This window comes from Streptomyces sp. NBC_00989 (assembly GCF_045162655.1).
In the GTDB taxonomy this organism is placed as follows: domain Bacteria; phylum Actinomycetota; class Actinomycetes; order Streptomycetales; family Streptomycetaceae; genus Streptomyces.
Genome location: NZ_CP108728.1, coordinates 8,109,799 through 8,131,297 on the forward strand (window position 1 = coordinate 8,109,799; position 21,499 = coordinate 8,131,297).

The 21,499-nt window shown below is 70.3% G+C and carries 16 protein-coding genes; 3 read left to right on the plus strand and 13 right to left on the minus strand.

Annotation, left to right across the window (positions count from 1 at the left end):
• Positions 1-18: 18 nt before the first annotated feature.
• The 6 genes from OG714_RS36250 to OG714_RS36275 all read right to left on the minus strand — a co-directional run bounded on the left by OG714_RS36250 (position 19) and on the right by OG714_RS36275 (position 8,959).
• Positions 19-2,055 (minus strand): NAD(+) synthase, encoded by a 2,037-nt coding sequence (locus OG714_RS36250; protein WP_406127449.1) that lies wholly within the window; start codon positions 2,053-2,055, stop codon positions 19-21.
• A gap of 98 nt (positions 2,056-2,153) precedes the next feature.
• On the minus strand, positions 2,154-2,678 hold the full coding sequence (locus OG714_RS36255) for a hypothetical protein (protein WP_406127451.1): 525 nt from the start codon (positions 2,676-2,678) through the stop codon (positions 2,154-2,156).
• A gap of 35 nt (positions 2,679-2,713) precedes the next feature.
• A complete protein-coding gene (locus OG714_RS36260) occupies positions 2,714-5,089 on the minus strand; it encodes a DNRLRE domain-containing protein (RefSeq protein WP_406127452.1) in 2,376 nt (791 codons plus the stop codon).
• A 386-nt stretch (positions 5,090-5,475) separates the two neighbouring features.
• Positions 5,476-7,434, minus strand: coding sequence for a protease pro-enzyme activation domain-containing protein (locus OG714_RS36265; protein WP_406127454.1), 1,959 nt, complete (start codon positions 7,432-7,434; stop codon positions 5,476-5,478).
• Positions 7,435-7,661: 227 nt separating this feature from the next.
• Positions 7,662-8,291: a DUF305 domain-containing protein gene (locus OG714_RS36270; protein WP_406127456.1), complete on the minus strand. Its 630-nt coding sequence runs from the start codon at positions 8,289-8,291 to the stop codon at positions 7,662-7,664.
• Positions 8,288-8,959 carry a DUF3105 domain-containing protein gene (locus OG714_RS36275; protein ID WP_406127457.1) on the minus strand — a complete coding sequence of 224 codons (672 nt, stop codon included), beginning with the start codon at positions 8,957-8,959 and terminating at the stop codon, positions 8,288-8,290. Before OG714_RS36275 ends, OG714_RS36270 begins: the two co-directional genes overlap by 4 nt.
• A 352-nt stretch (positions 8,960-9,311) precedes the next feature.
• On the opposite strand from OG714_RS36275, the gene glnA reads away from it, so the two are divergent.
• Positions 9,312-10,673 carry a type I glutamate--ammonia ligase gene (gene glnA / locus OG714_RS36280; RefSeq protein WP_043682384.1) on the plus strand — a complete coding sequence of 454 codons (1,362 nt, stop codon included), beginning with the start codon at positions 9,312-9,314 and terminating at the stop codon, positions 10,671-10,673.
• A gap of 22 nt (positions 10,674-10,695) precedes the next feature.
• Here glnA and OG714_RS36285 read toward each other — a convergent pair whose 3' ends face one another.
• The 6 genes from OG714_RS36285 to OG714_RS36310 form a co-directional block, all read right to left on the minus strand.
• Positions 10,696-11,223, minus strand: coding sequence for a hypothetical protein (locus OG714_RS36285; protein ID WP_406127458.1), 528 nt, complete (start codon positions 11,221-11,223; stop codon positions 10,696-10,698).
• A 474-nt stretch (positions 11,224-11,697) separates the two neighbouring features.
• Positions 11,698-12,717 (minus strand): TolB family protein, encoded by a 1,020-nt coding sequence (locus OG714_RS36290; RefSeq protein WP_406127460.1) that lies wholly within the window; start codon positions 12,715-12,717, stop codon positions 11,698-11,700.
• The gene (locus tag OG714_RS36295) at positions 12,714-14,099 is read right to left on the minus strand and encodes an MFS transporter (protein ID WP_406127461.1); all 1,386 of its coding nucleotides are present in this window, start codon (positions 14,097-14,099) and stop codon (positions 12,714-12,716) included. Before OG714_RS36295 ends, OG714_RS36290 begins: the two co-directional genes overlap by 4 nt.
• Position 14,100: 1 nt before the next feature.
• Positions 14,101-14,976 carry an alkaline phosphatase family protein gene (locus tag OG714_RS36300; protein WP_406132077.1) on the minus strand — a complete coding sequence of 292 codons (876 nt, stop codon included), beginning with the start codon at positions 14,974-14,976 and terminating at the stop codon, positions 14,101-14,103.
• A gap of 178 nt (positions 14,977-15,154) precedes the next feature.
• Positions 15,155-15,595 carry a VOC family protein gene (locus OG714_RS36305; RefSeq protein ID WP_405947506.1) on the minus strand — a complete coding sequence of 147 codons (441 nt, stop codon included), beginning with the start codon at positions 15,593-15,595 and terminating at the stop codon, positions 15,155-15,157.
• A gap of 47 nt (positions 15,596-15,642) precedes the next feature.
• The gene (locus OG714_RS36310) at positions 15,643-16,374 is read right to left on the minus strand and encodes a helix-turn-helix transcriptional regulator (RefSeq protein ID WP_406127462.1); all 732 of its coding nucleotides are present in this window, start codon (positions 16,372-16,374) and stop codon (positions 15,643-15,645) included.
• A 162-nt stretch (positions 16,375-16,536) separates the two neighbouring features.
• On the opposite strand from OG714_RS36310, the gene OG714_RS36315 reads away from it, so the two are divergent.
• Together OG714_RS36315 and OG714_RS36320 are read left to right on the plus strand one after the other, a co-directional pair.
• Positions 16,537-17,433: a hypothetical protein gene (locus OG714_RS36315; RefSeq protein WP_406127464.1), complete on the plus strand. Its 897-nt coding sequence runs from the start codon at positions 16,537-16,539 to the stop codon at positions 17,431-17,433.
• Positions 17,434-17,563: 130 nt separating this feature from the next.
• Positions 17,564-20,563, plus strand: coding sequence for a bifunctional [glutamine synthetase] adenylyltransferase/[glutamine synthetase]-adenylyl-L-tyrosine phosphorylase (locus OG714_RS36320; RefSeq protein ID WP_406127466.1), 3,000 nt, complete (start codon positions 17,564-17,566; stop codon positions 20,561-20,563).
• On the opposite strand, the gene OG714_RS36325 is transcribed toward OG714_RS36320, so the two are convergent.
• The gene (locus OG714_RS36325; RefSeq protein ID WP_406127468.1) at positions 20,560-21,483 is read right to left on the minus strand and encodes a DMT family transporter; all 924 of its coding nucleotides are present in this window, start codon (positions 21,481-21,483) and stop codon (positions 20,560-20,562) included. The genes OG714_RS36320 and OG714_RS36325 overlap by 4 nt on opposite strands.
• Positions 21,484-21,499: the final 16 nt, after the last annotated feature.

The window sequence follows — 21,499 nt, forward strand, 5'->3', positions numbered from 1 at the left end:
CCACCGCCCCCGACCGCCCTAGTCGAACCGCGCCAGATCCCGCAGCCAAGCCGTCGCCGACCCGTCCGAAGGCGCCCGCCAGTCCCCCCGAGGCGAGAGCGAACCCCCCGCCGAGACCTTCGGCCCATTGGGCATGGCCGACCGCTTGAACTGCGCGAACCCGAAGAAGCGCCGGCAGAACACCTCCAGCCAGGACCGGATCTCCGGCAGGTCGTACGCGACGCGCTTGGCCTCCGGGAAGCCCGGCGGCCATGCCCCGCCCTCCGCGTCGTGCCACGCGTGCCACGCCAGGAACGCGATCTTCGAGGGCCGGAACCCGTACCGCAGGACGTGGAACAGCGTGAAGTCGTGCAGCGCGTACGGGCCGATCTTCGACTCCGTCGACTGCATCTCCTCGCCCGGCACCAGCTCCGGGCTGATCTCGGTGTCGAGGATCGCGGTGAGGATCTTGCCGGTCTCCTCGTCGAACTGGTCGCTGCTGACGACCCAGCGGATCAGGTGCTGGATCAGCGTCTTCGGGACGCCGGAGTTGACGTTGTAGTGGCTCATCTGGTCGCCCACGCCGTACGTGGACCAGCCGAGCGCCAGCTCCGAGAGGTCGCCGGTGCCGAGCACGATGCCGTTGCGCTGGTTGGCGAGCCGGAACAGGTAGTCCGTGCGCAGGCCTGCCTGCACGTTCTCGAAGGTGATGTCGTACACCGGCTCGCCGGAGGCGAAGGGGTGGCCCATCTCCTTCAGCATCAGCCGTGCCGTCGGCGTGATGTCCAGCTCGGCCGCGGTCACGCCGATGGCCCGCATCAGCGCGTGGGCGTTGTCCTTGGTGTGGTCGCTGGTCGCGAAACCGGGCAGCGTCCACGCCAGGATGTCGCTGCGCGGGCGCCCCGCGCGGTCCATTGCGCGGGCGGCGACGATCAGCGCGTGCGTGGAGTCGAGGCCGCCGGAGACCCCGATGACCACCTTCGGGCCGCCGATCGCCGCGAGCCGCTGCTGAAGGCCCTCGACCTGGATGTTGTACGCCTCGTAGCAGTCCTGCGCGAGGCGCTGCGCGTCGGCCGGCACGAACGGGAAGCGCTCCAGGCGGCGGCGCAGTCCCAAGTCGCCGAGCGGCGGGGCGAGTTCGAAGGAGACCGTGCGGAAGTCGGCCGTCCTCGCGCCGTGCGTACGCCGGTTGTCGTCGAACGTGCCCATCCGCTGCCGTTCCTGCCGCAGCAGGTCGAGGTCGACGTCGGCCACCGCGTACTCGTCGCCCAGCGGGAAGCGTTCGGTCTCGGCCAGCAGCGCGCCGTTCTCGTAGACCATCGCCTGGCCGTCCCAGGACAGGTCGGTGGTCGACTCGCCGAGGCCGGCCGCCGCGTAGACGTACGCGGCGAGGCAGCGGGCGGACGCCGAGCGGCACAGGAGCTTGCGGTCCTCGGCGCGGCCGACCGTGATCGGGCTGCCGGAGAGGTTGACGAGGACCGTCGCGCCCGCCAGGGCCGCCTCCGCGCTGGGCGGCACCGGCACCCACATGTCCTCGCAGATCTCCGCGTGCAGCACGAGGGACGGTACGTCTTGCGCCGCGAACAGCAGATCCACCCCGAACGGCACGCTCTCGCCGCCGAGTCGGATCGAGCCGCCGCGCTCGTCCGCGCCGTCGGCGATCTGGCGGCGCTCGTAGAACTCGCGGTAGTTCGGGGGATACGACTTCGGTACGACGCCCAGGACGCGGCCCCGGTGCACCAGCACCGCGCAGTTGTAGATCCGGTTGCGGTGGCGCAGCGGGGCGCCGACGACCAGGACCGGCAGCAGCTCGGCCGAGCCGGTGACCACCTCCTGGAGCGCCTCCTCGACCTGGTCCAGGAGTACGTCCTGGAGCAGCAGGTCCTCGATGGAGTAGCCGCACAGGCCCAGCTCCGCGAAGACGGCGACGGCGACGCCCTCCTCGTCGCACCGGCGGGCGTGGCGCAGGACGGCTTCGGCGTTGGCGTGCGGGTCCGCGATCACGGTGTGGCCCGTGCAGGCGGCGACGCGGGCGAAGCCGTGCTGATAGATCGACCAGAAGTTCAGTGGAGGCACGGGGTCCACTGTAATCGCCTGTAATCGTCAGAGCGACACAATGGGGTGGCGTGAGGTGTGGTGCACCCCACGCCACCCCGTCGTCCCTTCCTGGTGTGTCAGAAGTCCTGGTACGCGACCTGTCGGCCCGAGGCGTCCAGTGGCTTCGGCGAGATCTCCTTGCCGTTCGCCGGGAGCGGCCAGTCCTTCGGCATGATCTGGATCCAGTAGCGCCCCGCGGGCAGCCGCTTGCCGGCCGGGAACGGCCTGGTCGGCAGGATCTCCTTGGTCGCCACCCGGATCTGTGTGGCGCGCGAGGGCAGCGGCCCGTAGTTGATGTCGCTGTCACCGGGCCCCGGGCCACTGGCGTAGTAGCCCGACGACTGGTTCTTCTCGTCGAACCCGCAGGCCCCGGCGTCCGGTCCCCCGGAGGCCGTCGGGCCGCCGGGTCCGTCGACCTCCATGCACAGCTGCCCGCCCTGCTGCCAGGCGTACACCGACCAGGCCTTGCCCTGGTAGACGCCGCTGGTCAGCAGCACGTGCGGGGTCTGGGTCGGCTGGGAGTGCCCCGAGCAGCCGGCCGCCAGCAGGGCGATGGCCGTGACCGCCACCGCGCGCGGGCGGGCGGGCCTGAATGCCTTCACATCCGCTCCTTCTCTCTGTGGCTCTCGCCGGGCCGTCAGAACTTGGTGTGGGGATACACGACCCACACATGCAGGTTGGGGTGGCCGGAGGACCAGGTCTTCTGGCTGCCGTCCTTGTACAGCGGTTCGTTGTGCCGGGTGTTGGAGTGCTGGTCGATGTAGAGGTTGCCGCCGTCGTTCCTCACGACGACGCCGGTGTGCGAGATCCCGGAGGCCGAGCTGCCGGACCAGTTCGCGAAGATCAGGTCGCCCGGGGAGACGTCCTGGGCGTAGTGGTAGAAGTACGAGCCTTCGATGCTCTGGAAGTTCGCCTGGTGGTAGGCGCCCGCCCACGAGTAGCTGGTGGTCGCCCCGAAGGTGCCGTGCGACTGGAACCAGTAGTGGTCGTCGGAGTGGTGCGCCGGCGGAATGCTCGGCGTGTTCTCGCTCAGCTTGCCGCCGTAGTGGATGGCACGGGAGGCGAAGTCCGTGCAGTCGTCCGAGAACCCGTTGTACGTGCCGCCGTACCACTTGTTCGCCCAGGCGACGACGCCGGAGAGGTTGGCCCGGTGGCCCCCCGAGGAGCTGACCGTCTCGGTGCCGGCGGTGAGGTATCCGGTACTGGAATCGGTGGTCAGGGCGGCCGACGTGCTTGCGGGCGTTCCGTCGAGGGTGGCGGAGTAGGCGGTGATCTCGGAGGCGGCGGTCACCGGTTTGACGAGGGCGTCGGCGTCGGCCGCCTGGGAGATCTGCGGCACGGTGCCGGAGACGCTGTAGGTGTACGCGTCCTGGTCGATCGCCTCGCCGGGGACGGTGTCCGTGGTGCCGGTCCTGGTGTCGACGGTGGTGAAGGTCTCGTCCGCGGTGGTGTAGACGGTCACCGTGCCGCCGTCCGCCGAGAGGGCGGCGAGGGAGTTCGACAGGGTCGTGGTGTCACTGCTCTCCGACTCGCTGTTCGCGGCCTCCGCGGTGTGCACGCCGGCGTCGGCGGTGGACTCGTAGCCGAGCCAGGTGGACACGTAGGCGGAGTAGGAGTCCGAGGCCAGTGCGGCGGTGGACGTGGTGTAGGTGCCCTTCTGCAGTCCGTCGCGGGCGTTCAGCATCTGGCCGGCCGCCTGGATGTACTGGGCGGGCCCGCCGGGCACCGCCTCGGGGCTGACCCCGGTGGCATTGGCCGCCGGTCCGGTGCCCACCGGGTTGGTGGCGGTGACCTTGACGGTGTAGCTCGTCCCGTCGGTCAGACCGGTGAGCAGGGCCTCGGTGGTGGTGGACGTGGTCGCCGTGGCCACGGTGCCGCCGGCGGCGTTGACCGCGCTGACGGTGTACGAGGAGATGCCGTCGCCGGGGTCGTCGTTGTCGGTGGCGTTCTCCCCCTCGACGTAGCCGGTGGAAGCCGGTTCGGCCCAGGCCACGAGGACCCCGCCGTCACCTGCGGTCGTCGTCAGCGAGGTGGGGGCGCTCGGTACGGCGGGCGGGGTGTACGTCACCTTGACCGACGCTGCCCCGGAGGCCGCGGTCGGACCGGCATAGCCCATTCCGGAGGTCGCGGTCGTCTCGTCCGACGCCGCCAGCAGGATGCCGTCGTCGGCGACATCGCCGTTGGCCCACTCGGTGACCAGCGGCGTGATGTCGTAGCTGCCCGCCGACTCGGTGCCGCTCGCGGTGAGGGTCGTGCTGACCGCGGCGAGCGACGGGCCGTCGGTCTGCGCGGTCACGTTGTCCTGTGCCAGGCCGATGTTCAGCGTGTCGCCGGCGCAGCCGCCCAGGCAGGCGGTGGACGTCAGGGCGAGGGTGGCGCTGTCGATGGTGGATCCGGCGGGGATGGCCGACAGGTCAGGTCGGAGCGCCGACACCCAGTGCGAGGTGCCGTCTCCTCCGACGTCCAGCGTGGCGGGGTTCGCGGAGAGCGGGCACGGCGAGCCGGAGCACGCGGTGGAGTCGCTCTTCGCCGTCTCCGCGGTCAGCGACGAACCGGTGATCGTCACCGAGTCGGGCCCCGTCGTCGTCCCGGGCGAGGACGTGGAGGTGGTGGGGGTGAAGCTGATCGCGCTGCTGCTGGCGTGTACGCAGGCCGAGATCGACGCGGTGACCCACCACTTGTACGTCGTCCCGACGCTCAGTGCGCCCGCGGGCACCTGGTAGGTCAGACGCTGGCCCGAGAGGACGGTGCCGGTGGCCATCGGTGTGCCGGCCACCGCGTTGCCCGAGCTGTCGGTGACGAACAGTGAGCCGCTGATGCTGCCGACGCCGTTGTACGTCTCAAGTACCGTCGACAGTACCGGGGTTGTGGTGGTGGACTCCGCGGACTCCGGCTCCACCACGACCGGCGTCTGGTCGGTCGTGGCCCCGGGGCAGATGACGGCCTCGGCACGGCCGGGGGCCACCAGCACACCCACCAGCAGGGCGAGCAACAGCAGGACGGCGCGCGCCATGTGGGCCGCGGGTCTCGAACGTTCGGTGGTATGTGACACGACATCCCCGTTCAGTGGTCAAGGGTGAACGGGGGGTCGGCTGATCCGCGTGGCGGGCGGCGACCCCGGCGTCGCGACTCGAAGGTGTTCGGCCTGCTCCGGCGCTCGAAGACTGCCCCCCGTACGAACTGGTGCGGCGGCCCACGAGGGCAAGTTGTCATTCCCCCGTCAACCGCTGCGTCCTGACCGTATCTCCAGGGGATCTTCACGCATAGGACCCCTGGCCTGTGATGACCATTCGGAGACCGCCCCTTTCCCCGTGCGTTGCGCCTGCTTGAAGAAGGCGAACGCAAAGGGGCGCGAGGTCCGTCAGGACCCCACGCCCCTTTGCTGAACCGCTCTGTGGATCAGTGCTTGTGGTGCGACTTCTGCGGCACGTACGACGCGACGTAGCCGTTCGCGGGCGTGCCCACGCCGGTCACGTCGTCATAGCCCTTCACCGCGGACAGCGAGCTGTCCTTGCCGAGGCTGCGGACCGAGGTCAGCAGGCCGTCGGTGGCGTCGACGCTGTTGGCGAAGTCCACGCGCGCCACCGCCAGGCCGTAGCCCGTCGGGTTGTCGGTCACGTCGTGGTAGACCTTCGTGCCGTACTTGGCGTAGATCGACGGGTTGGCGAAACCGATCGCCTTGCCGCCGCGCGCCTCCTGGGCCAGGGCCTGGACCGCCGCGATCACCGGGGAGGCGAGCGAGGTGCCGCCGATCCGGTACTCGCTGTACTGCTCCGAACCGTCGGGGAAGGTCTGCGTCTGGCCGACCTTGAATCCGGTGTTCGGGTCGGCGATCGCCGAGATGTCCGGGACGACGCGGTTGCCGGTGGCGCTGTTGGCCGTGGCGAGCGCCTTCGGGACGACACCCTTCTGGTAGAAGGGCTCGGCGACCGTCTTGCTGGTGCCGCCGCCCGCACCCGAGGTGAAGGCGCCGGGGAAGCTGGTCCAGCTCTTGCCGTCCGTGGACAGCGAGGCCTTCTCGGTGCCCCAGCCGGTCTCCCACAGGTACTTGTCGCCCTTGCCGACCGCCAGCGAGGTACCGCCGACCGCCGTCACCCACGCCGAGTTGGCCGGGGTGTCGACCTGCTTCACCTTGGTGTTGGCGACCTCGTCGCCGTTGTCACCGGAGGAGAAGTAGAAGCCGATGCCCTCGACCGCGCCCAGCTGGAACACCTGGTCGTAGGCGGCCGCGAGGTCCGGGGTCTGGTTGGCCTCGATGTCGCCCCACGAGTTGGAGACGATGTCGGCCAGGTGGTTGTCGACGACCTTGCTGAGCGAGTCGAGCAGATCGTCGTCGAAGCAGGACGCGGCACCCACGTACGTGATGCCCGCGTCCGGCGCCACCGCGTGCACGGCCTCGACGTCGAGGGTCTCCTCGCCGTACCAGCCGGACGCGTCACAGGCCTCGGTCTGCGTGTACTCCGAGGGGAGCACCTGCTTCAACTGGCTGGTGGAGTACTTCTTGTCGCCGTGGTTCTTCGCGTAGGTGGCCGCGTCGAAGGCGATCGTCGGCGAGGCGTAGGCGTCGGTGATGGCGACGCGCACGCCCTTGCCCGTGTACTTGCCCGCACCGTAGGCCGCACGCAGCTGCTTGCCGGTGTAGCCCTGGACCGCGTACGGGATCTTCTTGCCGTACGCGGACGGCAGGGTGGTCGCCGTGTTCGAGCCGTAGTACGAGGAGAACGGCCCGGCGTTCTTGAACACCGCGGTCGGACCCGGCAGCGCGTCGTCGTGGCTCGCCGTGTGCGGCGCGTTGTCCAGACCGGTGACGGTCAGGACGGCACCGTTGAGGCTGTCCGGCGCGGAGGCCGTCTTCGACGGGGCGCGATAAGTCTTCGAGCCCTTCGAGTAGTTGTGCAGCGAGGTGCTGAACGCCTTCTCGACCGCGGCCACGTCACCGGAGACCGTGACGTAGTGCTGCGTGGTGCCGGTGACCTTCAGCCCGGCGGACTTCAGCCAGGACTTGACGGCGGTCACCTGGGCCGTCGTGGCGCCGAAGCGCTGCTGCACCTGAGCGGCGCTCAGGTACTTGCCGTACAGGGCCGAACTCGGGTCCGAGACGGACTTGGCGTACGCCGCGAGGCCGGAGGCGTTCCGGCCGGCGAGGTAGACCCGGGCGGAGACCTGGGAGCTGTCGGAGGTCGCTCCCTTGTCCGCCTTGGCCGTCGCCCACGCGGGCTTGGTGCCCGCGAGCGTGTCCCGGCCCGGGCTGTCCGCGGCGTGCGCCGCGGGTATGCCGAGCGCCAGTGCACCGGCGATCATCGGCAGTGTCGCTGCCATGCTCACGCCGGCGCGCATGGTGGCGCGATTGGATCTCATAAAACCCCCTGCTATGCGGTTCGACGCATGGAGTGGTTGGTCGTCGTCGATCCCTACGGAACCCGCGGCGGGAAGGCCCGTGGATGGATCACACGTGGGGGCCACTCTTTCGATGAACCGTTCATGCCAGGGGAACGCAAAAGTCAAGAGAAGCCCAAGGAACCGTCACCCAGGGCGAATTGGGGGCTTTTTTCCTTACGGGCATGTAACGAACGACCGGGGATGCTTTACGAACGCGCTTTTGCGCCACGCTCCTTGAGCATGTCGGCCATCAACTGGATCTCCGACTGCTGCGCGTCCACCATCCCCTGCGCCAGCCGCTTCTCCACCCCCACCCGGCACTTGTCCACACACCCCTCGGCCATGTGGATACCGCCCTTGTGGTGATCCGTCATGAGCTGGAGAAAGAACACCTCGGCGGGCTTCCCGCTCAGCGTGTTCAGCTTCTTCAGCTCGGTGTTGGTCGCCATCCCCGGCATCAGCGCGCCGTCCTTGCCGGACGCCATGTCACCCATGCCCATCCAGGTCATCGGCGGGTCGGCCGACACCTTCGGAAGGTTCCACAGGTCCAACCAGCCCAGCAGCATGCCCCGTTGGTTGGCCTGCGTCTGCGCGATGTCGTATGCAAGGCGCCGTACTTCCACGTTCTTCGTGCGGTCGCGCACGATGTAGGACATCTCGACGGCCTGCTGGTGATGGACCGCCATGTCCCGCGCGAAGCCCGCGTCCGCCGAATCGGCCGTAGGGGCAGGGGAGTTGCTGGACCCGCCACCGTCCTCGGCGACCGCGTACGTGATCGCGCCGGCCGCGACGAGCGCCGTCGCCGCGGCCCCGGCGATCAGAGCCGCGGACCTCACTGCGACAGCCCGCCCGTGCACGCGGCGCCCGGCTCCGGCGTCTGGCTGCCCTGCACGAACTTCTCGAAGAACGAGTTCACGGCCGGGTCGCTCGCGCTCTTCACGGTCCGCTGGTGCCCCCACGCCGACAGCATGATCGGGTCCTTCTGGCTGTCGTACGGACTCATCAGCGAGTACGGCGTCGACTTCACCTTCGTCGCGAGCGCCTTCACGTCGGCCGCCGAGGCCTTCTTGTTGTACGTCACCCAGACCGCGCCGTGCTCCAGCGCGTGCACCGCGTTCTCGTCCTTGACGGACTTGGCGTAGACGTCGCCGTTGCAGTTCAGCCAGACCGGGTTGTGGTTGCCGCCGACCGGCGGGTGCATCGGGTAGCTCACCGTGCCCGTGACATGGGTGCGGCCCAGCGTGCCCTTCCACGTGTTCACACCGTCCGCGCCCGCGACGAAGTGACCCGAAGCGGAGTTCTTCGAGTCGCTCGCGGAGCTGTCCTTCTTGCCGGACTGCGCGTGCACCACCGCGACCCCGCCGACGACGAGACCGGCGACGACCACCGCGCTCGCCGCGATCTTCACGATCCGGGTGCGCCGCTCGCGCGACTGCTCGGCGCGCCGCATCTCCTCGATGCGGGCCTTGCGCGCCGCGGTGCCGGTGTTCTTGGCGGAACCCATGAGATGTATGTCCTTTTGGGGGAAGGGACGGGACGGGACGAGACGGTCGGGCCCTGCTGATCGTAGTGGGGAGGAACACGTTCTCGTAGGGCGCCCACAGCAAAGTCGGGGGAACACCAGGGTCGCCCCCGGACCAGGCATTACGAATGTCAGTCCGAGCAGGCAAGATGGTCAGAAGACGGGCGACAACACCCGACACCTGCCGTACGCGAGGCGTTCAGCCGGAGATCGGCCGGTCGATCAAGGTCGGCAACGCGCACGAAATGGTGTTGTGGTGGGATGCTCAGGTGCCCGACCGCCTCCTGCGGTACGAGGACAGGCGGCCTGACCAGCAAGGATGGGGAAGCGGAAGATGGACAAGCAGCAGGAGTTCGTGCTCCGGACGTTGGAGGAGCGCGACATCCGGTTCGTACGGCTGTGGTTCACGGACGTGCTGGGCTTCCTCAAGTCCGTCGCCGTGGCCCCCGCCGAGCTGGAACAGGCCTTCGACGAGGGCATCGGCTTCGACGGCTCCGCGATCGAGGGCTTCGCCCGGGTCTACGAGTCCGACATGATCGCCAAGCCGGACCCCTCCACCTTCCAGGTCCTGCCGTGGCGCGCGGAGGCCCCCGGTACGGCCCGCATGTTCTGCGACATTCTCATGCCGGACGGCTCCCCGTCCTTCGCGGACCCGCGCTACGTGCTGAAGCGTGCCCTCGCCAAGACCTCCGACCTGGGCTTCACCTTCTACACCCACCCGGAGATCGAGTTCTTCCTCCTGAAGGACCGCCCCCTGGACGGCTCCCGCCCCACCCCCGCCGACAACTCCGGCTACTTCGACCACACCCCGCAGAACGTGGGCATGGACTTCCGCCGCCAGGCGATCACCATGCTGGAGTCGATGGGCATCTCGGTCGAGTTCTCCCACCACGAGGGCGCCCCGGGCCAGCAGGAGATCGACCTCCGCTACGCGGACGCCCTCTCCACGGCGGACAACATCATGACGTTCCGCCTGGTCATGAAGCAGGTGGCGCTGGAGCAGGGCGTGCAGGCGACGTTCATGCCGAAGCCGTTCTCCGAGCACCCCGGCTCCGGTATGCACACGCACCTCTCCCTCTTCGAGGGCGACCGGAACGCGTTCTACGAGTCCGGCTCCGAGTACCAGCTCTCCAAGGTCGGCCGCTCCTTCATCGCGGGCCTGCTGAAGCACGCGGCGGAGGTCTCCGCCGTCACCAACCAGTGGGTCAACTCCTACAAGCGCATCTGGGGCGGCTCCGAGCGCACGGCCGGCGCCGGCGGCGAGGCCCCCTCGTACATCTGCTGGGGCCACAACAACCGCAGCGCCCTGGTCCGTGTCCCGATGTACAAGCCCGGCAAGACCGGCTCCGCGCGCGTGGAGGTCCGCTCCCTGGACTCGGGCGCGAACCCGTACCTGGCCTACGCCCTCCTCCTCGCCTCCGGCCTGAAGGGCATCGAAGAGGGCTACGAACTCCCCCCGGGCGCCGAGGACGACGTCTGGGCCCTCTCCGACGCGGAACGCCGCGCGATGGGCATCGAGCCCCTCCCGCAGAACCTCGGCGAGGCCCTGACCTTGATGGAGCGCAGCGACCTCGTCGCCGAGACCCTGGGCGAGCACGTCTTCGACTTCTTCCTGCGCAACAAGCGGCAGGAGTGGGAGGAGTACCGGTCCGAGGTGACCGCCTTCGAGCTGCGGAAGAACCTGCCGGTGCTGTAAGCGGGGGTTCGTCTACGCGGGCTCACTTGCCGGTCGGCAGCTTCGTGGTGATCGATCGGGCGGCCCCGGCCACCTTGTCGTCCGACACGGTGGCCGGGGCCGCCGACGTGCTCGCGGTGGTCGCGTAGGTCAGCACCCAGTTCCGGGAACCCGCGTTCCACACGACGAAGGTGAGCTGCTGCTTCGCCTGGGTCTGGTACGCGGTTTCACGGAACGCCCGCCGGCCCAGGGCGTCCACCGTGTCGACCCGTACGTCGCGCATGCCGGCCGGGGACGGGTTCGCGCTCAGGTTGTGGGCGGCGGAGAGTTCCGCGGCGTAGGTGCGGGAGGCCGGGGTGAGGGACAGCGTGGACCTGCCGTCGGCGGAGGTGTAGTCGCAGACGTCCGGGGCGGCACCCTTGTTGGGGCTGGAGTCGCTGCGGCCGTACGACGGGGTGACCTCGTCGAGCCAGTTGCCGAGCTTGGGGATCGGGATCTTGATGCTGAGGCCGACCGACCACTGCCAGCCCGTGGTCTTCGCCTGCTGCCAGGCGTAGGAGCAGCTGGGCACGTTCCAGGGGCACTGGAACGTCGGGCCGCGCCAGTCCAGTCCTGCCAGGTGTTCTTCGCCGACTGAACAGTGACCGACTGCGTCTTGTCGGACGTCGACCAGTTGCCCACGATGTCGGTCTGGGAACTGTCCGCGTTCTGCAGGCACACCGTGCCGGCCGCCGAGGCGATGCCGGGGGACGCCATCACCACCAGCGGGGCCAGTCCCAGCGTCAGCAGCCCCACCCACTTGCTCCGTGTCAGGTTCTTCCTCCGTGCCGCCACGGAATCCCCACCGCGGCGCGCGCCGCCGTTGACCGTCACCCTTGTCTCCTCCGAGTCGTGCGCCGGCAGCGTGCGCCGGGCGTCTGACACCGAGATTCGACGCCGGGGAGCTGTTCGGACAGCCGTCCCCCAGAGGGCGATCAATTGCCTGGCCTGCGCTTGGGGCGTAGTTCACCGGCCCGTCACAACGCCGTCGCGCGGCTGTCGGGCGCTACTTCAGGAACGCCGGGGACACCGCCGCGCCGCTGATCAGCCGGGAGCTTCCCGTGCCGTCCGCCGGGACCTCGTAGAGATCCGCGCCGTAGTCACCCGGCATGGCGTAGACGATCGTGTGGTCGTCGCGCCAGACGGCCTGGTCGTCGACGCTCCTGGGCTCGGCCAGTGATGTCTCGCGCAGCGTGCGGAGGTTGAGGACGTACAGGTGCCAAGGGGCGTCCTTCGGGAGGCCCTTGACGCGCTTCTTGTACGCGATGCGCGTGCCGTCGGGGGAGAGGGACGGGCATTCGACGTTGGTGTGGAGCGTGGTGACCGTCCGCGTGCGCAGGTCGCCCCGCACCAGATAGGTACTGCCCTTCGTCGCCAGCGTCGCGTAGAACGTGCGGTCGTCCGACGCGAAGGTCACGCCCCAGAAGTTGACGTCCGCCGCGTGGTAGACGCGGCCGTCCTTGATGATCCGGAACGACTCCAGCGTCGGGATCAGCTTCCCCGTCCTCGTGTCCACGATCGCCGCCCGCGTCGAGAAGTTCGTGCCCGCGTAGGAGTCGCCGCCGACGAACGCCGTCCACGCGGCGAAGTGGCCCGTGGGGGAGACGCGGGCGCGGGAGGGGATGCCGGGGACGTCGTAACGGGCCGTCTCCTTGAGGTTCGCGTCGAGGATCAGCGCGCGGTACGTGTCGGTGACCGTGCCGTGGACCGCCTGGAGGCAGACGCCCGTGCCCGAACTGGCGTAGAAACGGAGGCACTTGAGGCCGGAGGCGGTGCGCGGGCCGGCGGGGGTGGCGGCGGGGACCGTGGTCAGTTCGTCCCGGTGCGGGCCCCAGGCCATGTTGCGGAACACCATGGTGCCGGGCGCTGTGAGAGTGATCCTGCCCGCGGTGATCTTCGGGCCGCCGGGCTGGGTCTCGTTCCGCCGCTCGGCGCGGGCCGACGCGTGCAGGACCGAGGCCGTGGCCACTACGGCGAGTGCGGCCACGGCCGCGAGGAGGATCAGGACGCGGTTGCGCAGGGTCATGAGGCGGGCTCCAGAACTGATCGGCCGGGGCGGAGCGTCAGGGCGGACACCGCACAGACCGCCAGCGCCACCGCCGACGCCATGAGCGCCGTACGGTCGCCCCAGAGCGTCCACGCCGCACCGAAGCCGAGCGAGCACACGAACCGCGCCGCCGCCTGGCCCGTCTGCACCAACGCGAGCCCCGACGAACGCAGTTCCTCCGGCACGCTGTCCGAGGCCGCCGCCATCAGCACGCCGTCGGTCGCCGCGTAGAAGCCGCCGTGCAGGAGGAGGACGGCGTAGGGGAGGGCCGTGCCGTGCCACGAGGTCAGCAATAGGGCGTACGCCGTGAGGAGGGCGCCGTGGCCGCCGAGGAACACCCGCCAGCGGCCGGCACGGTCCGCGAGCCGGCCCAGCGGTACGGCCAGGAGCAGGAACGCCGCCGCCGTGCCCAGCGGCAGCAGCGCGAACCAGCGGTCGGAGACGCCGAGCCGCCGTTGCAGCAGCAGGTAGATGAAGGAGTCGCTGACCGTCGCGAGGCCGAGGAGGAGTGCGCAGACGGTGATACGGCGCAGGTCGCGGCGGGCGAGGAGGGCGAAGGCGGCACGGAGGGTGGGGCGGGGGCGCGGGGGTTCTACGACGGTCCGTTCCCGTGCGCCGGGACCCGAGCCCCGCCCGCCGGGCCCCCGCTCACCCGCCCCTTTCCCGCCCGGCACGAACAGCACCAGCACCAGGACGCCGACCACCGCCACGCAGAAGCTCACCGTGAACACCGCGTCGTACCCGTCCACTGTCGCCCGGAGGATCAGGAACGCCACCAGTGGGCCGAGGAGCGCGCCCGCGGTGTCCATCGCGCGGTGTACGCCGAAGGCACGACCCCGGTTCTCCGGGGTGGAGGAGAGGGAGATCAGGGCGTCGCGCGGTGCGGTGCGCAGGCCCTTGCCCGTGCGGTCGGCGGCGAGGATCAGGCCGATGGGGGTGAGGGTGTGGGCCAGGAGGAGGAGCGGTTTGCAGGCCGCCGAGACGGCGTAGCCGATGCCCGCCACCCACTTGTGCCGGCCGCCGCCCCGGTCGGCGAGGTGGCCGCCGGCCAGGCGCACGAGGGCCGAGAAGCCGTTGTAGATGCCGTCCAGGAGACCGAAGCCCAGCGGGGACAGGCCGAGGCCCGTCACCAGGTACAGCGGGAGGACCGCGGTCACCATCTCGGACGACACGTCGGTGATCAGGCTGACCGCGCCGAGGGCGAGGACGGTGGGGGGCACGGCGGCGGACACCCGCGCCGTACGACGGGCAGTACCCGTAGTACCCCCGGCAGTGCCCCTGGTACCCCTAGTACCCCCGGCAATACCCGTAGTACTCCCGGCACTTGGGTCGGCGTCGGCGCGGCTGTCCGCCACGTACATCTCAGGACGCCCAGATGCCGGTGATGTCCGCGGCCGAGGCCGCGTTGCCCGCGTGGGTGGTCAGGCCCTGGGAGTCCTCCAGGGTCCGCAGCAGGTTGTAGTGGTTGTACGTGGTCGAGGACGTCGAACCCGCCTTCACCGGCTGGCCGTAGAAGACCGTCGGGATGCGGTTGCCGCTGAGCAGGTTGTCCTCGTCGAAGGTGACGACGAGCAGGCTGTTGTGGGTCTTGGCCCAACTGGCGTACGCGCCGAGGTTGTTCTTCACCCAGGTGTCACCGGTCGCCACCGAGCAGTCGTGCATGTCGCTGCACAGGTTGGGGGTGACGAAGGAGATGTCGGGGAGGGCCGTGTAGTCCGTCGGGAACTGCGCGAACGTCTTCGCCGTGGACGTCGCGACGTTGCTGAAGCCGAACCAGGGGTTGTGCTTGCGGGCGTAGTTGCCGCTGCTGCACGTCGTCGACCCCTGGCTCGGCAGCGTCTCGTTGTAGCTCGCCCAGCTGCCGCCCGCCGCCGTCACCTCGGAGGCGAGGTTCGCGGCCGAGGAGAAGCCCGCCGTGTAGCAACTGTCGCCGGTGATCCCCTGGGTGGAGCCGGAGAACAGCGCGAAGTAGTTCGGCTGGCTCGGGTGGGTGATCCCGTACGACTGGGTGAGGGCGGCGCCGCCGGACGCGAGCGAGTTGATGTAGGGGGCGCTGGAGGAGCCGACGACCTGGCTGTAGGCGTGGTTCTCCATCACCACCACGACGACGTGGTCCGGGGTCGGCACCCCGGTCGCGGCGTGCGCGGTCGAGACGGCGCCGAAACCCGTCCAGACCCCGACGGCGGCCGCCGAGAAGGCGAGCGCGGACGCGGCGAGGGCGCGGCTGCGGCGGTACACGGAGCCGCCGGAGCCACTTGAGCTGCCGGATGTTTCTTCACTGCCGGACACTTCAACCTCCGGGTGGGGGGAGGACGGGGGTGACGGTGCGGACAGAGCATGCACACGCCAAAATGCCCGCGTCCCACCGCTCCCAACCCAGAGGATGAAGAAATGGTGAACTACTGCTGGTGGTGAACTACTCCTGCAGCGCCGCCAGTTGGGCCAGCACCTGGTGCAGCGGCTCGGCGGCCCGCTTCCGGTACTCCTGGATCGCCCAGCCGTTCCCGTCCGGGTCCTTGAAGTACATGAACGTCGCCCCGTCCTGCGGCGCGAACTGCACCGGCTCGCTGACCTCAAGCCCGCGCGCGGTCAGCTCGTCGTAGGCCGCCTTCGCGTCCTGCACGCACAGTTGCATGCCGTGGTAGGTCCCCGGCTGCGGCGTCCCGGTGGGGATCTGCAACCCGTCGACCAGCGCGATCGAACAGCCCGAGCCCGGCGGCGTCAGCTGCACGATCCGCACGCCCTCCATCACCTCGCCGTCGAGATCCACGTGGAAGCCGACCTTGTCCTGGTAGAACTCCTTGGCCCGGTCCACGTCCGAGACGGGCAGAAGGATCACTTCGAGGGTCATGTCCATGAGCAGACTCCTTTGTCACTCAGTCGCGACTCGATCCCGTACGACCCTCAGTCTGGCTCAGGGAAGACCCGGGCGACGGCCGCAGTCCGGCTGGAGACCCCGAGACTGCGGAAACTGTTCTCCAGATGCTTGCGGACGGTACTGCGGGAGACCGCCAGTTGCTCGGCGATCTGCGGGGTGGACAGCCCGCGCGCCACACAGCGCAGCACGTCCAGCTCGCGCGGGGTCAGCCGGACCGGGGTCCGGCGCCGGTCGGCGGCCTCGCGGTAGATCGCGTACAGGTGCGGTGCCAGCAGGGTCAGCGTCGTCATCTCGTGGTCGGTGAAGGGCTTGGGGCCCTCGCGGAAGAACTGGAAGACACGGGTACGGCCCGGTGCGGTGGGCAGGGCGATGTCCGCGATACAGGGGTACGGGCTGAGGAACTCGGAGTAGATCGGCAGGTTCGTCAGCTGCCGCACCGACAGGAAGTCCTGCATCTGCGTCGTCTCGGGACTGCTGTGCGGACTGCTGACCCGCAGACACTGGAGGTGCTGGTGGCGCCAGCGCCAGTACCCGTCCATGTCGCACTCGCCCTCGTCGTTCGGCGTCTCCTGGTCGTTGAGTGATCTCCTGGTCGGGATGTCCAGCTCCGAGAAGTTCGCGACATCGCAGGGGACGAGCCGCTGCAGCCCGAACAGCAGGGACCTCGGCGGCACACCGTCCGCGTCCTGCCGGGCTTCGGCCAGGACGTCCGCCATGCGTCGCAGATGGGCCTCGGCCGTCGTGAAGGGTGGTGTCATCTCGGCCTCCCGGGGCCGGTTCTCGCCTGCCGCGAATGTACGCCTTTCGGACTCCGGGAACCCCCGGATTCGCCAAATGCCGAATGGGCTACGGCCGCTGCCGCGTCCACTGTCGACGTATGCGGCCGCCCCGGTCGCGACGAGCGAGACGGAGGCCGTCCCATGCGTTCCCACCTGCGCCCCCACGCCCCGCGCGGCCACCCGCGCCCCTACCGCCCAGCGGCCCTCGCCGGAGGCGCCGCCGCCCTGACCGCCGCCCTGCTCGCCACCGGCTGCGACGCCTCGTCGTCCGCCGAAGCCTCGGCGCACGCCCCGGAGTTCTCCTCGTTCTCCTCCGTGCGCTTCACCCTCGACTCCCGCGGCGCCATCGAGATCTCCGGCGGCTCCCGTACGGCGGTCAGGTCGGTGGGCGCCTACCCGGTGACCGCGGGCCGCGCGTACCGGTTCAGCCGGCCCGACGGCCACCTGCTGGTGGTGCTCAGGCACTGGCCGCAGGCCGGCCCGGACCGGGCCTCGCGGGGGCGGACGCCCCGGCTGATGCCGCCCCCGGAAGGGTCCGCGGTCGAGACCGGATTCCTGGTGGACACCCCGAACCGGGTGCTCGCCGACCTCGACGGACATCCCTTGCAGTGGCTCGACCGCGACACGATCCGCGTCGACACCACGAACACCGCCGCCGGCGACCTCGTCCGGCTCACCCTGTCCGGACCGCACGGGGGTCGGCCCGGACCCGCCACGACACCGTCCGCCGACCGGACGTGCGCACACGTCGACAACGGGACCACCCGGCAGGTGCTCCTCCCTGAGGTGGAGACGGGCACGCCGGTCGCGGACGCACGCGCGAAACTGCGGCGGCTGTGCCTCGATGTCCAGTACGCCTCCCGGCCCGGCGGTGCCCGGCCGGGCACCGTACGACAGGTACTGATACCTCTCGCCGGCCGGTGGATCGCGTCCGCCGAACTGCCGCCGCTCGACGGCGCCGCCCTCCCGGGGCGCGCACCGGGCAACCGGGCGCTGGTGGACCCGTCGCGCCCGGCCACGGTGGTGGTGACCCGCTGAAACGGCTCATCCGCCCCGGCGCTTCTCGCAGGCACTCCGGTTAGGCTCGGCCTCGTACGACCTTGATCCGACAGGTCGTACGACCTTGATCGGAACCTTGATCGGGACGCGATCGGACAGGAGGCCGGGGATGACGGCGCCGGGGCGCAGGAGCAGCACCTTCTCGCGACTGCTGCGGCACGGCTTCACCGATCCCTCGGCCGCCGAGCGGCTCCTGGAGAGCGCGGAACTGGCGCCGATAAGGAACGACCCGGTCCTGCTGGAGGCCCTGGGCGCCACCGCCGACCCCGACCTGGCCCTTCAGGGTCTGGTACGACTGCTGGAGGCGCAGCCCGAGAACACTCCTCGCCGCGAGCTGCTGGACACCCTGATCGCCGCGAAGCCCTTGCGCGACCGGCTGCTCGGCGTCCTCGGTGCCTCCGCCGCCCTGGGGGATCACCTCGCCCGGCACCCGCGCGACTGGCACGCCCTCGTGATGTACGAGCCGCGCGACCTCCACCCCGGGGTGGAGGAGTTCGAGCGCGGGCTCGCCGAGGCCACCGACCCCGTCGCCCTCCGCGTCGCCTACCGCCGCTGCCTGCTGTCCATCGCCGCCCGTGACGTGTGCGGCACCACCGACCTCGCGCAGACCGCCGCCGAACTCGCCGACCTCGCGACCGCCACCCTGCGCGCCGCCCTCGCCATCGCGCGCGCCGCCGCGCCCGACGACGCCGCGCTGTGCCGGCTCGCGGTGATCGCGATGGGCAAGTGCGGTGGCCACGAGCTGAACTACGTCTCCGACGTCGACGTCATCTTCGTCGGCGAGGCCGTCGAGGGCGCCGACGAGGGCAAGGCGCTCCGCGCGGCCACCAAGCTCGCCGCGCACATGATGCGGATCTGCTCCGAGACCACCGTCGAGGGATCCATCTGGCCCGTCGACGCCAACCTGCGCCCCGAGGGCCGCAACGGCCCGCTGGTCCGCACCCTCGCCAGCCACCTCGCCTACTACCAACGCTGGGCCAAGACATGGGAGTTCCAGGCCCTGCTCAAGGCCCGCCCGGTGGCCGGCGACCTCGCGCTCGGCCAGGAGTACGTCGACGCGCTCGAACCCCTCGTGTGGACGGTCGCCGAGCGCGAGAACTTCGTCACCGACGTGCAGAAGATGCGCCGCCGGGTCGTCGAGAGCATCCCCGCCGCCGAGATCGAACGCGAACTGAAGCTCGCCCCCGGCGGCCTGCGGGACGTCGAATTCGCCGTCCAGCTCCTGCAGTTGGTGCACGGCCGCGCCGACACCTCGCTGCGCAGCGGCACCACGCTCGTCGCCCTTGAGGCCCTCGCCGCCGGCGGCTACGTCGGCCGTGAGGACGCCGCCCGCCTCGACGACGCCTACCGCTTCCTGCGCACGATGGAACACCGCATCCAGCTCTACCGGTTGCGCCGCACCCACCTGGTCCCCGTCGAGGAGGCCGACCAGCGCCGCCTCGGCCGCTCGATGGGCCTGCGCACCGACCCGGTCGCCGAGCTGAACCGCGAGTGGAAGCGCCACGCCACCGTCGTACGACGCCTGCACGAGAAGCTCTTCTACCGCCCGCTGCTCGACGCGGTCGCCCAACTCGCCCCCGGCGAGACCAGGTTGAGCCCGCAGGCGGCCCGCGAACGGCTGGTCGCCCTCGGCTACATCGACCCGGCGGCGGCCCTCCGCCACATCGAGGCCCTCGCCTCCGGCATCACCCGCAAGGCCGCCATCCAACGCACCCTGCTGCCCGTCCTGTTGGGCTGGTTCGCGGACTCCGCCGACCCGGACGCGGGCCTCCTCAACTTCCGCAAGGTGTCCGACGCGCTCGGCAAGACCCCTTGGTACCTACGGCTGTTGAGGGACGAGGGCGCCGCCGCCGAGAACCTCGCCCGCGTCCTCTCCGCCGGCCGCCTCGCCCCCGACCTCCTCATGCGCGCCCCCGAAGCGGTCGCCCTCCTCGGTGACGGCGACGGCGGCAGCGGCCTCGAACCCCGCGAACGCGCCCACCTGGACCAGGAGATACTGGCCGCGGTCGGCCGTGCCGACGACGCCGTCCAGGCCGTCACCTTCGCCCGAGGAGTCCGCCGCCGCGAACTCTTCCGTACGGCCGCCTTCGACATCGTCGGCTCCTACGGCACCGAGACCCAGCCCGTCGAGGCCGACCAGGGTGCCCTCGTCGACCGGGTCGGCGGCGCGGTCTCCGACCTGACCGCCGCGACCCTCGCCGGCACCCTGCGCGCGGTGGTCCGCGCGAGCTGGGGCGACACCCTCCCCACCCGCTTCGCCGTCATCGGCATGGGCCGCTTCGGCGGCCACGAACTGGGCTACGGCTCCGACGCGGACGTCCTGTTCGTGCACGAACCCCGCGAGGGCGTGGCCGAGCGCGAGGCCTCCGACGCGGCCAACAAGGTCGTCTCGGAGATGCGGCGACTGCTCCAGGTCGCCAGCTCGGACCCGCCGCTGCTGATCGACGCGGACCTGCGTCCCGAGGGCAAGTCGGGGCCGCTCGTACGGTCGTTGAACTCCTACGAGGCGTATTACCGCCGGTGGTCCCTGGTGTGGGAGTCGCAGGCGTTGTTGCGGGCTGAACCTGTCGCCGGGAACGAGGAGTTGGGGCGGCGGTTCATCGAGCTGATCGATCCTCTGCGGTATCCGGCGGAGGGGCTCGGTGAGGATGCCGTACGGGAGATCCGGCGGCTGAAGGCGCGTATGGAGTCCGAGCGGTTGCCTCGCGGGGCTGATCCGACTCTGCACACCAAGTTGGGGCGTGGGGGGCTCTCCGACGTGGAGTGGACCGTGCAGCTCATGCAGTTGCGGCACGGGTGGAGTGAGCCGGGGTTGCGGACCACTCGTACGCGGGAGGCGCTTGCCGCCGCGTGTGCCGCCGAGCTTATTTCTGCCGAGGACGCGTCGACGTTGGACGAGGCTTGGGTACTGGCCACCCGGGTTCGTAACGCGGTGATGTTGGTGCGGGGGCGGGCGGGGGACACGTTTCCTTCTGATCCGCGTGAACTTGCCGCGGTGGGGCGGTACTTGGGGTACGGGCCCGGGCATGTGGGGGACATGCTCGATGACTATCGGCGGACCACACGTCGGGCGCGTGGTGTGGTGGACGTGTTGTTCTACGGGGCCTAGGCGGGTTGGTTTTTGGCCGCGGGCGCGTGGGGGCCGGGCGCGTCCACTGGGGGCGCGATTACCTGTTGCCGCCTTGAGAGTGCGACCCCCACCAAGACCACCGCCATCCCCGCCATCACCCGCAGGCCCACCCTCTCGTCCAGCAGCACCGCGCCCAGCGTCACCGACACAACTGGCAGGAGATATCCGACCGTTGCCGCGCTCGTCGCGCCCTCGTCTGCGATCAGGCGGTAGTTGAGGTAGAAGGTCACGCCGGTGCCGAGGACGCCGAGAGCGGTCACCGCGAGCAGGGCTGTGAGGTCGGGGTGTACGGGTCCGGCGGCCGGTAGGGCGAGCGTGGTCCAGGCCGTCGCCGCCATCAGTTGGGCCGCCGAGACTGCCAACGGGGCCTGGCCCGTGGTGAGTTTGCGGGCCATGTAGGCGAAGGCCACGGCGTAGCTCGCGGCGGCGCCCAGGAGGGCGAGGGCGCCCCAGGTGAGGAGGCCCGAGCGGTGCCAGGGGGCGAAGATCAGGATCGTGCCCGCGAAGCCGAGGAGCAGTCCGGTCAGGCGGGACCGGCTCAGGCCGCGGTCGGTGCCCAGCGCGATGCCGATCAGCAGGGACCACAAGGGAGTTGTGGCGTTCAGGACGCCCGCTGTGCCGGAGTCGACGGTCTGCTCGCCGATGCTGAACAGGGCGAAGGGGATGGCGTTGCAGAACAGGGCGGCCACCGCGAGCCTGCCCCAGGTGGCGCGGTCGCGGGGCAGGCGCTGACCGGCCGAGCGGGCCAGGGCCAGCAGCACGAGGGTGCCGAGGGCGCAGCGGGTGATCGTGATCTGGGCGGGGGAGAGGCCGTGGTTCAGGGCGAGTTTGATCCAGAGGAAGCCCGACCCCCACAGGAGGGCGAGCACGGCCATGCGGACTGTCGAGGCGGGCTGCATGGGACAACGGTCGGGT

What these genes read in the sequence shown, in the direction of transcription:
- OG714_RS36310 (WP_406127462.1), bottom strand. Translation starts at nt 16,374, where the DNA reads ATGACACCACCCTTCACGACGGCCGAGGCCCATCTGCGACGCATGGCG.
- glnA (WP_043682384.1), top strand. Translation starts at nt 9,312, where the DNA reads ATGGACAAGCAGCAGGAGTTCGTGCTCCGGACGTTGGAGGAGCGCGAC.
- OG714_RS36325 (WP_406127468.1), bottom strand. Translation starts at nt 21,483, where the DNA reads ATGCAGCCCGCCTCGACAGTCCGCATGGCCGTGCTCGCCCTCCTGTGG.
- OG714_RS36265 (WP_406127454.1), bottom strand. Translation starts at nt 7,434, where the DNA reads ATGAGATCCAATCGCGCCACCATGCGCGCCGGCGTGAGCATGGCAGCG.
- OG714_RS36275 (WP_406127457.1), bottom strand. Translation starts at nt 8,959, where the DNA reads ATGGGTTCCGCCAAGAACACCGGCACCGCGGCGCGCAAGGCCCGCATC.
- OG714_RS36320 (WP_406127466.1), top strand. Translation starts at nt 17,564, where the DNA reads ATGACGGCGCCGGGGCGCAGGAGCAGCACCTTCTCGCGACTGCTGCGG.
- OG714_RS36315 (WP_406127464.1), top strand. Translation starts at nt 16,537, where the DNA reads ATGCGTTCCCACCTGCGCCCCCACGCCCCGCGCGGCCACCCGCGCCCC.
- OG714_RS36290 (WP_406127460.1), bottom strand. Translation starts at nt 12,717, where the DNA reads ATGACCCTGCGCAACCGCGTCCTGATCCTCCTCGCGGCCGTGGCCGCA.
- OG714_RS36260 (WP_406127452.1), bottom strand. Translation starts at nt 5,089, where the DNA reads ATGGCGCGCGCCGTCCTGCTGTTGCTCGCCCTGCTGGTGGGTGTGCTG.
- OG714_RS36295 (WP_406127461.1), bottom strand. Translation starts at nt 14,099, where the DNA reads ATGTACGTGGCGGACAGCCGCGCCGACGCCGACCCAAGTGCCGGGAGT.
- OG714_RS36305 (WP_405947506.1), bottom strand. Translation starts at nt 15,595, where the DNA reads ATGGACATGACCCTCGAAGTGATCCTTCTGCCCGTCTCGGACGTGGAC.